Below are 13424 nucleotides of genomic sequence, written 5' to 3'. Positions count from 1 at the left end.
GGCTGTGAGGGAATGGAGATAACAACTCATGCGCAGCCAGTTCAGTCATCAAAGATAAAAGAAACTGTTCCAATTGTTCGTGTTAGTGGAGAATATCAAGAGTTGAAGTTAAAGAGCAAGAATTCCATATTATCGGTTAGTGAGCAAGCCCTCGTTAATGCGATTGACAAAGCAAACCGGGCAGCTCAAGGTACCGAACACTCGTTTCAATTCAAAGTGCATGAAAGCACGAATCAAGTAATTGTTCAAATCTTGGACAAGAACAAAGAGGTCATTCACGAAATACCTTCTGAGAAGTTTATCGATCTTGTTGAGAAGTTGAAGGAGCTTTCAGTTGGGGCAATCATTGACGAAAAAAGGTGAGAAAAATTAACTTACAGGCACAATACAACTATCTGCATACGAAAATTCAAACTTCGTCGCCGGGTCAACTCACATTAATGCTCTATACCGGTTGTATAAAGTATTTAAAGTTGGCTGTTCAGAGTATAGAGATTCATGATATGGAAGGGAAACACTTGAATTTCGTGAAAGCGCAAAACATTATAGACGAACTTCAATCGACTCTAAACATGGAGTATGAAGTATCGAAGCAGTTGTACAGCTTATACACCTATATCAATGAGAAACTATTCGAAGCGAATGTCAAGCTTGACGTTAAAACGGCAGAGGATTGCATCCAACTTCTTACCGAGCTTCGAGATACTTGGGCTGAAGCTCTGAAATTAATTTCGAATGGCGAGCAGGTGGGAGTTCAATGAAATCGAGTGCCTCGGAGAATTTGTTATTGGAATTAAGGGACATAACTCGAGCGATAAGCGATTTGGATCTAGAGAATGAAGCGGACTATGAATCGCTTCATTCTCTTCAATATGATCAAGCCCAACTAAGAGAGAAGATCGATCAGTTGTCTCAAATGAATGGCTTCTCATATACGGAGTCGGATAGGAGCATTCTACTGGAATGCATTGAATTAGAGAAGACGAATAATGAAGCCTTCGCGCAGAAACGACAGGCAGCGAGAATGGAACTAAACCGAATAAATGAGAGTCGAAAGTCTAAAGGTGCCTATCTTGGCGAATATACGCAGCATGTAGGGTACTTTATCGATAGTCAGCAATAAGTAAACATCGAACCGTTTGCTATTACTTTTTTAATAGAGGAGAAAACGCCTATGAAGAAGTTTAAACAATGCTTCACGATCATCTTCGCTGTGTGGTTCGCGTTATATGGATTAATCGCCGCTCCGCAACAAGGGGAGGCTGCGATCAATGATTATGTATCGGTTACCAAATCAGCAAATCCAACAAAAATCACAACACAAGAGGAAACGGAAATTGCACTCAACATTACAGGAACTCCGCCTGCTAATGTAGTCATGCCTAATGACGTTGTACTTATTATTGACAAATCGGGCAGTATGGCCCCAACGTATGGCCCTAATAATGGTGAAGACAAAATGACGAATGCTAAAGAAGCGGCGAAAGGGTTCGTCGATCTGATGGATATGACTAAGCATAGAGTAGCCGTTGTTGATTTCTCCTCCTCCGCAAGTTCATTTCCATTCACGGTGGATAAAGATACAGCCAAATCCTACATTAATACAATTAATTCTGGGGGAGGAACCGCTACAGGGAATGCGATCGATGCAGCGGTCGCATTGCTGGCTGACCACCGTACAGAAGCTCAGCCGGTAATTGTACTGATGACGGATGGAGCGGCGACAGAATCGCCGAAGAACACTGATCCGTTTGATTACGCGCTTCAGAGGGCACAAGCTGCAAAGGATGCAGGGGTTATATTCTATACAATTGCTCTTCTGAATCCTAACGAAGATCCTATTACTAGTGCTCCGAACGTCCTCATGAAAAATATGGCTACAACTGCAACTCATCATCACTTTGTGCTTGGTTCTAATGGACTTAACCAAATTTATGCAGCTATCGTTAAAGAAATTGGCATGGCGAGCGCTTATGATGTTACTGTGACAGATATAGTTGGTAACGATTTTGAGATTGTACCTGGATCCTTCGAGGATAATATTCCTAAACCTACGGTGACAGGCAACACATTGACATGGAAATTCAATGAATTGAAAAATAGCGCATTAACATTCAAGTACAAGATCCGTCCAGTCGATAAAATGAAAGCGGGCACTTTCCCGGCTTCGTTGAATACCTCAAGTATCACTTACAAAGATTATGCTGGAGCTAACCGGACGAAGAGCATTCAAAGCGTTAATATTACGGTTAAACTGCCAGCCCCAGTAATAACCGCTGTAACAGAACCTTTCGGACATCCGAATGGCGGTGAGACAGTTACCATTACAGGTCAAAATTTCGTGTCTGGAGCAACAGTGAAGTTTGGCTCTACTGCTGCTACAAATGTAGCTTTTGTCAGCAGCACTGAAATTACGACAACCGTGCCTGCAGGGAAGCAAGGGATGGTAGATGTAAGTGTAACAAACCCAGATAATCAAGTTGCGAAAGCGCAATATCAATATAAGACTGATCCGATTATTACTTCTATAACTCCCGCTAATGGACCGCTTGTAGGTGGAACGATCGTTTCGATTAAGGGACAGTATTTCATGAGTGGCCTGACTGTGAAATTTGGCGATAAAACGGCTCCACTCTTCTATTACTATGGACCCGATCAAATTTCTGTCAAATCGCCGATTGGCGCAGAGGCAGGTCCAGTTGACGTTACGCTTACGAATCCGGATGGAACTACCGTTACTGTGACAGGAGGATTTACCTATGATGCTCCTCCATCAACAGATCCGGAAATCGTTTCGATTTCACCTGACAATGGTGTGGTAACAGGTGGAAATACGATTTATGTGAACGGTAAAAACTTTAAAAACGGTATGAAAGTTGTTATTGGTTCAAAAGATGCATCAACCTCTTATATATCGGCAACTCAATTGAGAGTGACTGTTCCAGCAGGCGATGCAGCAGGAACAGTAGATGTTTCCGTTCGTACTGCTGAAGGAGCAGTGTACACAAAACCACAAAGCTATACTTATAACGCAATTGAATATCCGACACCTACGATCACATCAGTAACACCGAACACTGGTTTAATAACAGGCGGGAATACGGTATATGTTAATGGCACCAATTTCGTAAATGGCGTGACTAAAGTTACGTTTGGTACAAATGACGTCAATGCGACTTATGTGAATTCAACGACCCTCCGCCTAACTGTACCAGCTGTTGCAACGGCAGGTAAGGTTGATATTATAGTATCGAATAATGATCAAGCTGCATTGTTACCAGAGGGCTATGAATATACGATGCCGATCATCTCTGAACCTCATATTACAGCTGTGACCCCTAAGCAAGGATCCATCAAAGGTGGTTATATAGCTTATATCGACGGTGAGAATTTTAGTGGTGGCGCAACTGTAACCCTCGGCGGTATAAATGCTAGCGTAACATATATTAATTCGGGCCAGCTTAAAATAGTAGTCCCGGCGACAGCATTGACTGGAGTTGTTGATGTTACTGTTACGAATAAGGATGGCGGAACGGAAACATTGGCAGGCGGATTTGAGTACTTACCAATCTTGCCTGAGATCACTAGCATTTCTCCTGCAAGTGCAAGCCGTGCAGGCGGGGCGACAATCTATGTTAATGGCAACAATTTCGATATATCCGCTGCCGTAAGTATTAATGGTGTCAATGCAACCACTGCTTATGTTAACTCAACTAGTTTAAGAGTGACAGTGCCTGCTAGCTCAACGGTGGGACAAGTGCCATTAGTTGTGAGCTTGTCGAGTGGGCAATCAGCTACCTTTGCATTTACTTATACTGAACTTCCGGTCGCAGCAGCTCCAGTTATTACTAGTCTCTCTTCTGTAACAGGCAAAGCAGGCAACGTCGTGTACATTTATGGAACAAACTTTAAGAATAAACCAAAAGTGTATTTCGGATCTGTAGAAGCGACTACTGTCGTATACACGAGTTCGACTACAATCCGAGTTACAGTTCCAACCGGCAACACAGGTGAAGTTTTAGTGAAGGTTGTAAATCCAGACACGCTCGAGAGCAATACCGTAACTTATACTTATAATTAATAACGTACACCACAAGAAGATCAGGTTGAGGTAAATACCTCAACCTGATCTTCTTTGTTCGGTGGTACTATAAATTCTTTGCTGGTTGTATCAAGAATGGAAGATTAATAAAGTTAGGAAAAGTTTCGAGATAACGTTTAAGAAACTGTTCATATTGGTTTTTGGAACAATAGTTAAAAACCCAGCCAATTATAGATAAATCTTCTTCATGATCAAACGCAGTATTTACGAACAAGTAGCCATCATCAGAATTATTACTGATAAAATGCCATTGTCCTATATTAACCATACTTTTGTTTGATAATGCCTCATTATCCAATAGAATCGCATACAATTCAACTGCTGGTTCATAGTAGCCATATTCGTACATTAGATTAGCAAGTATATTAATTGTATCTGCGGTTGCCATCGATTGAAGCCAGTGAAAATAAATGTCGTTATATGAATATCTTAATAAAATGAAAAGTGTCTTAGCAAGCAACTCGGATGCGGCATCCGTTAATTGAGGAGGAATATCCGGACTTGCTAGAAGAGCATTGTGATGGCTCCAAAGCTCTAGTGCAGACTCCCGGTATTCAGTAATAGCTGTTAAATATTGTGGATCATTATATAGAACGGCCGCCATTAAGGCGATAGAAGCATCTAACTTCATATCAATCGTAAGTTTGGACGGTTTTTCTTCATGTTGTAGTAAATGATAGGTCAAAGCATCATTAGGAGAAACATCTATTACCAGTTTCTTATGATAATATGAACTTAGCGATCGAGAGCCGGTTCGTAGTGCAACGAGAAATAAGGCGGCGTATTCAATGGCTGTAGGATTAGGATAAACCGTTTGAAACAACCGGATAATGGCTTCTTCGTCTTGCTCAGCCTGAATAAGCAGCTCCCATACTTGTTGCAGAACCGTATAGTTTTTAGGCTGAATTTGAAGCAATTGGACACCGTATCGAACAGCGTCCGTCTTGTTTCCTAACTGAACATGCAAATTAAACAACATTTGCAGCGGAACTGTAGAACCGTAGGAAGGTTGGACATTCCAATAGGGACGATTTTGACGGACCGCCGTTTCGGCGAGGGCTAAAGCTTGTTCGAAATTATTGATAGCTTGTTGAAACATCCCGAATTGTTCGTAAAGAATACCGAGATGGCAATAATAATCGGAAATTCCGGGGTATCCTGTCATTGCCTGTAGAATGAGATGGTATGCCTCGACATAATTATTTAATTTTATTTCAGTCGAAATTAAGTTATCTAGCAGATGGACATACCATGAATGACTAGGAGCGCTCGAAGCAATACTTGTTCGATAAAGCTGGATGGCTCTTTCCAGTTGATTGTCGCTGGTACAGGCATTTCCCAATATAAAACAAAAGTAAGGATCACGAAGTTTTTCTTCTGTCTTCATAGACTCTAGAATGGACAGGTTGCGCTCTGTCTTGTTGTGACTCTCGACTCGTATTTCTGTGTATCCGTCGTGAAAGATCGGATAAGGGAGATTATTAAATGTAATTTTACGGTGATCCGAGGTGAGTTGCTCGTGAATAGGGTTGCTGTAGTATATCCCTTTTTGATTCTCGAATATTCGAGCCCCTTGCGAGATCATTACTCTGGAGGGATCAACGGTTTGTCCGGTAAAATTATGAATAGGCAGCATGAATGACTTAAGAGAATCTTTGTCAGTGGGAGTTGCCCGCAGGTCGGTTATTAATCCCTCGATATCGGATGAGTTCATGTATTCATCTGCATCTAGTACCAATATCCATTTTCCGGTGGCATAACGTAATGATTCATTTCTGGCGGCAGAAAAATCGTTGATCCATTCAAAGTCATAGACATGGTTAGTATACCTTCGAGCGACTGTCTTTGTATTATCAACGGAACCGGTATCAATAATGATGATCTCATCGACAAGTCCTTGCACGCTATCTAAACAACGTGAAATCACCTTTTCCTCGTCTTTTACGATCATGCACAATGAAATCAAATTCTCCATATATCCTCCTGTTGAGCTATAATTCTATGGTCTATACTCTAAATATTCTTTTCGAGGAGGTCATTTCCTCCAAAAATACTTTTAAAAACTTAACAGTTTCATTAAGTAGACGCGTTCCACGATTCTAAGGTGGAACATAAGCAAGTATTCTCAACAAACTAATGCAGCATTAAACTGAATGCACAAGTTCCGAAAATCCTAGAACCGATTTACCTGCGGAAAGGATTGTAGCGGATGAGACGTAGATATAGTCAGCGTCTCATCCACTCTCACCTGCTTTTCATGATATCTTGATTATACAGCAAAAAAGGTACAGACTCTTCAATTTCCTTGAAGAATGTTCCTTTTTCCAGGAGACGGATTTTTCAGTGGCAGGTGATGGTCGGAGGGCGCGAAAACCATAGCTTGGTTCCTTTGTCAGATTTATTGGCAATTGGATGTTTCACCCCCCTCCGCTGCTGGGTAAATACCGATAAAGCATATTTCGGCAGTACCCGCCAACTCAGTCATAAAGCCAAGTCGACATTTTTCCGTTTTTTTTGCAAAAGAAAACCTTTTCTTTGGTAATTGACAGTGGATAAGGCGGGTGCTATAGTCGGAAATGTGGACAATTAGTGTCACACTTTATTTGACAATGAAGGGAATGTTAGTGCATGCAAGGTAAAGTGAAATGGTTCAACGCAGAGAAAGGTTATGGCTTCATCGAGACTGAGGACGGCGGCGACGTATTCGTACACTTCTCCGCGATCCAATCCGAGGGCTTCAAGACTCTGGAAGAAGGACAATCCGTAGAATTCGAGATCGTTGAAGGCGCTCGTGGCCCGCAAGCAGCTAACGTAATCAAATTATAATCATCCCCGGCACAGCCGACCTACATAAACGGTATAGATGGTTAACAATTCGAGATTCGCTAGCCCAAGACTCCGGTTTGTCCGGAGTCTTTTTCTGTGCGTCGTTCCCTGAAAAATATTGTGCTAAAATTCACAATTCTGACTTTTTACATAGCCTTAACAAAATGCTATAATGAAGGTGCAAAGGAGGAGTGCCCAATGCAATTCACTATCCGAGGTCAACAAATTGAAGTGACCGATGCTTTGAAGGACTATGTTGACAAGAAACTCAGCAGGCTAGATAAGTATTTTGATGCACCCCCCACCTCTGAAGGATATGTCACACTGAATGTCATTCGAGGATTGCACACAGTGGAAGTGACCATTCCGCTCACAGGCGTGGTACTGCGTGCGGAAGACCGAAGCGACGATATGTACGCTTCCATTGACGCTGTTGTGGACAAGTTGGAACGTCAGATTCGCAAGCACAAAACCAAGCTGAACCGTAAGATCAGACAAGAGGGCGGCTTGAAAACGCTCATTGCGACGAACGGAGCAGCGGCAACCAGTCAGATGGAGGCAGAGCAAGTCGAGTATGACGATGACAGTTACGAAGTTGTCCGTACGAAACGTTTTACCATGAAGCCGATGGACGTGGAAGAAGCGATCCTGCAGATGAACATGGTAGGCCATAATTTCTTCGTATTTTCCAACATTGACACACAGGAAGTAAATGTCGTTTACAAGCGTGATGACGGCAAGTACGGATTGATCGAGCGGGATTAAGCTTAAGCGGCATTCCAAGCGGAATGCAGAAGTAGCTGGACCTGATTCGAACTTTAAAACGGTGAAATGAAATTGAAATGTAAGATGAGCCTTCATCCGTGTAAGCGGGTGGGGCTCTTTATTTGGATATATACGTTTTTGATGCGGTAGGCATCGTAAAGATGGTGGTATTTGATGGTAAACCCATCAGAGTATGCTGAATAGTGCAACCATTATTTTAATGAGACGACTTATAGGGGACTTCAGGGCCGTTTCTTAAACAGCTTCAGGTATAACGTCTTAAGGACTTCCTATATAAGAGGATTCGCGTTCGGTTAGCCATGATTGAAGAGCATCACCGGGGCGGAGTCTTTGTTATTTCTGGACAATGGGAGATGAATATTTCACACTTATTTAGATGTGGTGTTTTGTTTGTGAAATGAATATAATTCCATTGTTTAAAGCTGGGTAAATGCTCGACGCAACTTTTTTGAGCCTTCCCGCGTCTCATAGAGTAGGGCTTCACGTAACAGACATCTCTTGTGATAGCACATATTGTTGCGGCATCCCTTACAAACTGTTACAATTTATGCAAACCCTCATTTTATGGGACGGGCTTTTTAGCCTGCATCAAATGGGACCATCATAAGGAATCAATGAATCGATTTCATCATTTAACCCTTTGGCATTTAATGAAGTTGATTCTATCACTTGTTTTGCACGAAAGGGGTTAACCATGCTAGGACTTGTCAAAAAGATTTTCGGCGACACCAACGAGCGTGATGTCAAACGTCTCATGAAGACGGTCGATGTAATCAACAAACTGGAACCGGATTTTGAGAAGCTCTCCGATGAGCAGCTGCAAGCCAAAACCGAAGAGTTCCGTGCACGGATCGAGAAAGGTGAGACGCTGGAGGAATTGCTTCCTGAAGCGTTTGCGACAGTTCGTGAAGCTTCCAGACGGACACTTGGCAAGCGTCACTATGACGTGCAGCTGATTGGAGGAATGGCCCTCCACGAAGGCAGAATTGCAGAGATGAAGACCGGTGAAGGTAAGACCCTTGTAGGTACGCTGCCGGTTTACTTAAATGCCCTGCTTGGCAAAGGTGTTCACGTTGTAACGGTCAATGATTATCTGGCACAGCGTGACAGCCAAGAGATGGCGCAAATATATAATTTCCTGGGAATGACGGTCGGGGTTAACCTGAGCGGTATGGAACACCCGGATAAACAGCAGGCGTATGCTTGCGATATTACGTATGGTACGAACAATGAGTTTGGCTTTGACTATCTGCGGGACAACATGGTCCTCTACAAAGAGCAGATGGTTCAGCGTCCGCTCTATTTCTGTATCATTGATGAAGTGGACTCCATCCTGGTTGACGAAGCGCGTACGCCGCTCATCATCTCGGGACAAGCTCAGAAATCGACCGAGCTGTATTTTGCAGCCGACCGTTTTGTGAAGCGTCTGACTGCGGAAGAGGATTATACGGTAGACATTAAGGTCAAATCCGTGGCCTTAACCGAAAAAGGCGTGGCGCTAGCGGAGCGTTCCTTCGGTATCGACAACTTGTATGACCATAACCATGTAACATTGAACCACCACATTGTACAAGCGCTGAAAGCGAACGTGATCATGCGCCGCGATGTGGATTACGTTGTTACCGACGACGAAGTGGTTATCGTTGACGAATTCACGGGACGTCTGATGGCTGGACGCCGTTATAGCGACGGTCTCCACCAGGCGATTGAAGCAAAGGAAGGCATCGAGGTTCAGAACGAGAGTATGACCCTTGCAACGATCACCTTCCAGAACTACTTCCGGATGTATCGCAAGCTGGCAGGTATGACTGGTACGGCGAAAACCGAGGAAGAAGAATTCAAGAAGATTTATGGTCTTGAAGTGCTGCAAATTCCTACGAACAAACCGAATCAGCGTGTCGACATGCCGGATGTGGTTTACAAGAGCGAAGAGGGCAAGTTTAAGGCGGTTGTAGCTGAGATCGTAGAACGTCACAAAAAGAACCAACCAATTCTGGTAGGTACAGTTTCCATTGAGAACTCCGAGCGTTTATCGGAGCTGCTGAAGCGCAAAGGCGTCCAGCATAAAGTTCTGAATGCGAAGTACCATGCGGAGGAAGCGGAAATCATCTCACGCGCCGGTCAGCCGGGATCGGTAACGATCGCGACAAATATGGCGGGACGCGGTACGGATATTTTGCTTGGTGAAGGCGTACAAGATATTGGCGGACTTCACATTATCGGTACAGAACGTCACGAATCGCGCCGGATCGATAACCAGTTGCGTGGTCGTGCCGGTCGTCAGGGTGACCCGGGGTCAACTCAGTTCTACCTGTCCCTCGGCGATGAGCTGATGAAACGTTTTGGTACAGACAACGTGCTGAATATGATGGATCGTCTTGGTTTTGAAGAAGATCAGCCGATAGAGAGCAAAATGATTACCCGTGCGGTTGAATCCGCGCAGAAGCGGGTAGAAGGCAACAACTTCGATATGCGTAAAGTTGTTCTCCAATATGATGACGTCATGAACCAACAGCGTGAGATCATCTACAAACAGCGCCGCGAGATCTTGGAGTCCCAAGACATTAAGCAAATCGTTGTAGAGATGATTAAGCCGGTCATTGATCGTGTTGTGCAGGCTCACTGCAGCGATGATATTCCGGAGAACTGGGAACTGCAAGAAGTGGCAGACTACGTCAACAGCAAGCTGCTGGACGAAGGTTCCGTCACTCGCGAAGATCTGTGGGGCAAAGAAGCCGAAGAGATTACCGAGTATATCTTCGAGCGCGTGATGAAGAAGTACGAAGAGCGTGAGCAAGCCATCGGCGAAGAAATGGTACGCGAGTTCGAAAAAGTTATCGTGCTGCGTTCGGTGGATAGCAAGTGGATGGATCATATCGATGCGATGGACCAGTTGCGTCAAGGTATCCACCTCCGTGCATACGGCGGTACCGATCCGCTTCGCGAATACCAATTCGAAGGCTTCGAGATGTTTAATGCCATGATTGCGACAATCCAAGAAGAAGTGGCGACGTACATCATGAAGGCCCAAATCGCGACAAACCAGGAGCGTCAAGCAGTTGTGGACGAGAATAAAGTCTCCACGAACAGCAGCAGCGAACCTGCCGAGAAGCGACCAGTCCAGGTGGCTGAACAGATCGGCCGGAATGATGCATGCCCTTGCGGCAGCGGCAAGAAGTATAAGCACTGCCATGGACAGAACGCTTAATCAATCTAGCCAAGTGGTGATGAATATAAGAAAAATGTCCATCGATGTGCTTTCACAGAAGCAAGACCGCGTTTAGAGGATATTTTTCTTGCGATGATTGAAATTGATCAGCATTACTGTAAACTTCGATCATCCTTATATAGCCCGTCCAGGTTATGGGCGCGAACTTTTCAACTCCCTTAAGAGCGGCAGATGAACCGGGTGACTGTGGTCTATTCCACCGTGATCCGAAATCACTGCTGCGTTTAAGGGAGTTTATCTGAATAAACAGCGAAATATTTTGTGAAGCGATGTGACGTGGATTTTCTCTTAAATGGAACGTTTTCCATGCAGGAGAGGGTATACTGAAATTATTACATGTAGATAAGAAAGGACGAGGACTCATGATCGATCCAAGTGTGAAGCAGGACCTGCGTGAAATTAGCAAGAAACTAACCAATCTTAGGGGGTCTCTTTGACTTAAGTTTAAAGCAGGAGATGATTGAGAACTTTGAGGAGAAGATGGCAGCCCCGGATTTCTGGGATGACAATGAGAAGGCTCAGGCGCTTATTACCGAGATGAATGCCGTGAAGTCATCGGTGGATCACTATCAGAAGCTGCAGGTGGATTACGATGATGCCGTCGTGATGATCGAGCTGGCGGATGAAGAAGGCGATGACTCCCTTGCAGGAGAAATCGGAGAAACGATCAAGGACCTGGTTGGGCGTGTAGAAGAGTTTGAACTCCAACTGCTGTTGAACCAGCCTTACGATAAAATGAATGCCATCCTTGAGCTGCATCCGGGCGCGGGGGGAACCGAGTCTCAGGACTGGGGCCAAATGCTGCATCGCATGTATACGCGTTGGGCGGAGAAACGCGGCTTCAAGGTGGAGACGCTGGATTACCTGCCCGGGGATGAAGCGGGAATTAAGAGCGTGACGCTACTCATTAAGGGCTACAATGCTTATGGGTATTTGAAGGCCGAAAAAGGGGTGCATCGCCTGGTTCGGATCTCCCCGTTCGATTCTTCCGGCCGTCGCCATACCTCATTTGTGTCCTGTGACGTCGTTCCTGAGATTAACGATGAGATTGAACTGGACATCCGGACGGAGGACCTGAAGATTGATACTTACCGTGCGAGCGGTGCCGGTGGTCAGCATATCAATACGACGGACTCGGCCGTACGGATCACTCACTTGCCAACAGGAGTGGTCGTAACCTGTCAGAATGAACGGTCCCAGATCAAGAACCGTGAGCGTGCGATGACCATGCTTCGTTCCAAGCTCTATGAGCGCAAGATCGAAGAGCAGCAGAGGGAATTGGCGGAAATTCGCGGCGAGCAGTCCGACATCGCATGGGGCAGCCAGATCCGTTCGTATGTATTCCATCCGTACAGCATGGTGAAAGACCATCGTACACAGGTGGAGACCGGTAATATAGGAGCCGTCATGGACGGGGATCTGGATGCTTTTATCGATGGATATTTGCGCAGTCAGATCAAGCTGGAAGTCGAGTAGGACGTTGAGGAGAGATTTGAAGAGCTATGGCGCAATCCGCTGGTAATCCATCGATTAACAAAAGAAAAAGAGAACCCCTGATTCCGATCAACGGTCCCCTTCGACAGACGGTGGACACCGTTTTTATCATCATCGGCTCCTTTATTATGGCGCTGTCATTTAACCTGTTTTTCCTGCCCAACCACATCGCCTCTGGCGGTGTGTCCGGATTGTCCGTTCTTGCGCAAGCATGGCTCGGCATTGAACCGGCATTTACGCAGTGGGCGCTGAATATCCCCTTGTTTGTGCTTGGCTTCTGGCTCCTTGGGCGCGATTACGGCATCCGTTCCCTGCTGGGAAGCGTGATTTTGCCGTTGTTCGTCTTTTTGACCAAGGACTGGCCGATTCCAACCTCCAATCCGCTCTTGGCTTCCATCTATGGTGGGATCGGCGTCGGTATCGGCATGGGGCTGGTCTATCGCGGCAGGGGTTCAACTGGTGGATTGACCATCGTGGCTCAGCTTTTGCAAAAATACAGCGGCCTCAGCTTTTCTGTCTGCGTCGTGCTCTTGGATGCGATTGTGATCTCCTCGGCAGCCCTCGTGCTGTCACTGGAGCAGGCGTTGTATGCTCTCATTGGACTGTACGTGACAGGCAAAGTGATTGATGCCATTGAGCTGGGCTTTAGCTTCACCAAGGTGGCTTACATTATATCCGATCATACGGAGCCGATAACGAAGGCCATTCTCGAGGATCTTGACCGTGGACTAACCAAGCTGACCGCAGAGGGAGGCTATACGGGTGAACACCGGACAGTTCTGATGGTCGTAGTCGGACAAAGTGAAATTCCCCGTCTGAAAACGGTGGTGCAATCGGTGGACCCGAATGCGTTTGTCATCATTAGTAATGCCCATGAGGTATTGGGTGAAGGCTTCCGCAATATTAAGGCGTAACACAATAAGATAAAATACAGCTGCCAGGACATTCTCGGCGGTATGAGAGACGGTGATATCACCGTCTCTTTTT

10 protein-coding genes are annotated in these 13424 nt (G+C 45.2%); 9 read left to right on the top strand and 1 reads right to left on the bottom strand.

The features are described 5' to 3' along the window. Positions 1-12 precede the first annotated feature (12 nt). From MHH48_RS32265 to MHH48_RS32250, 4 genes are all read left to right on the top strand, one after another. Positions 13-363, top strand: a complete 351-nt coding sequence (locus MHH48_RS32265) for a flagellar protein FlaG (protein WP_076324019.1) — start codon at positions 13-15, stop codon at positions 361-363. 77 nt (positions 364-440) lie between these two features. Beyond that, positions 441-761 carry a flagellar export chaperone FliS gene (fliS, locus tag MHH48_RS32260; protein WP_340390729.1) on the top strand — a complete coding sequence of 107 codons (321 nt, stop codon included), beginning with the start codon at positions 441-443 and terminating at the stop codon, positions 759-761. Further along, positions 758-1123, top strand: a complete 366-nt coding sequence (locus tag MHH48_RS32255) for a hypothetical protein (protein WP_076324020.1) — start codon at positions 758-760, stop codon at positions 1121-1123. Before fliS ends, MHH48_RS32255 begins: the two co-directional genes overlap by 4 nt. Positions 1124-1174: 51 nt before the next feature. Beyond that, positions 1175-4081: an IPT/TIG domain-containing protein gene (locus MHH48_RS32250; protein ID WP_076324021.1), complete on the top strand. Its 2907-nt coding sequence runs from the start codon at positions 1175-1177 to the stop codon at positions 4079-4081. Positions 4082-4148: 67 nt separating this feature from the next. Here the strand turns inward: MHH48_RS32250 and MHH48_RS32245 are convergent, their stop codons facing one another. After that, the gene (locus MHH48_RS32245; RefSeq protein WP_076324022.1) at positions 4149-6077 is read right to left on the bottom strand and encodes a glycosyltransferase; all 1929 of its coding nucleotides are present in this window, start codon (positions 6075-6077) and stop codon (positions 4149-4151) included. Positions 6078-6730: 653 nt separating this feature from the next. On the opposite strand from MHH48_RS32245, the gene MHH48_RS32240 reads away from it, so the two are divergent. From MHH48_RS32240 to MHH48_RS32220, 5 genes are all read left to right on the top strand, one after another. Beyond that, positions 6731-6928, top strand: coding sequence for a cold shock domain-containing protein (locus tag MHH48_RS32240; protein ID WP_009594275.1), 198 nt, complete (start codon positions 6731-6733; stop codon positions 6926-6928). A 198-nt stretch (positions 6929-7126) separates the two neighbouring features. Further along, the gene (gene raiA, locus MHH48_RS32235) at positions 7127-7693 is read left to right on the top strand and encodes a ribosome-associated translation inhibitor RaiA (RefSeq protein WP_076324023.1); all 567 of its coding nucleotides are present in this window, start codon (positions 7127-7129) and stop codon (positions 7691-7693) included. Positions 7694-8408: 715 nt separating this feature from the next. Beyond that, positions 8409-10922 carry a preprotein translocase subunit SecA gene (secA, locus tag MHH48_RS32230; protein WP_076324024.1) on the top strand — a complete coding sequence of 838 codons (2514 nt, stop codon included), beginning with the start codon at positions 8409-8411 and terminating at the stop codon, positions 10920-10922. Between the two features lie 383 nt (positions 10923-11305). Next, a protein-coding gene (prfB, locus tag MHH48_RS32225) for a peptide chain release factor 2 (protein ID WP_098749186.1) occupies positions 11306-12419 on the top strand; the annotation gives its coding sequence in 2 pieces (ribosomal slippage) (positions 11306-11377 and positions 11379-12419; 1113 coding nt in all). Positions 12420-12445: 26 nt separating this feature from the next. Continuing rightward, positions 12446-13351: a YitT family protein gene (locus MHH48_RS32220; protein ID WP_076324026.1), complete on the top strand. Its 906-nt coding sequence runs from the start codon at positions 12446-12448 to the stop codon at positions 13349-13351. Positions 13352-13424: the final 73 nt, after the last annotated feature.

It is taken from the genome of Paenibacillus sp. FSL F4-0100 (assembly GCF_037993005.1).
Lineage (GTDB): Bacteria > Bacillota > Bacilli > Paenibacillales > Paenibacillaceae > Paenibacillus_AQ.
The sequence above is the reverse complement of the archived record's forward strand: the minus strand, read 5'-3'. Positions and strand labels throughout refer to the sequence as shown.

Coding starts and splice junctions, on each gene's coding strand:
- fliS (WP_340390729.1), top strand. CDS start 441: ATGCTCTATACCGGTTGTATAAAGTATTTAAAGTTGGCTGTTCAGAGT.
- MHH48_RS32245 (WP_076324022.1), bottom strand. CDS start 6,077: ATGGAGAATTTGATTTCATTGTGCATGATCGTAAAAGACGAGGAAAAG.
- MHH48_RS32265 (WP_076324019.1), top strand. CDS start 13: ATGGAGATAACAACTCATGCGCAGCCAGTTCAGTCATCAAAGATAAAA.
- secA (WP_076324024.1), top strand. CDS start 8,409: ATGCTAGGACTTGTCAAAAAGATTTTCGGCGACACCAACGAGCGTGAT.
- MHH48_RS32220 (WP_076324026.1), top strand. CDS start 12,446: ATGGCGCAATCCGCTGGTAATCCATCGATTAACAAAAGAAAAAGAGAA.
- MHH48_RS32240 (WP_009594275.1), top strand. CDS start 6,731: ATGCAAGGTAAAGTGAAATGGTTCAACGCAGAGAAAGGTTATGGCTTC.
- raiA (WP_076324023.1), top strand. CDS start 7,127: ATGCAATTCACTATCCGAGGTCAACAAATTGAAGTGACCGATGCTTTG.
- MHH48_RS32255 (WP_076324020.1), top strand. CDS start 758: ATGAAATCGAGTGCCTCGGAGAATTTGTTATTGGAATTAAGGGACATA.
- MHH48_RS32250 (WP_076324021.1), top strand. CDS start 1,175: ATGAAGAAGTTTAAACAATGCTTCACGATCATCTTCGCTGTGTGGTTC.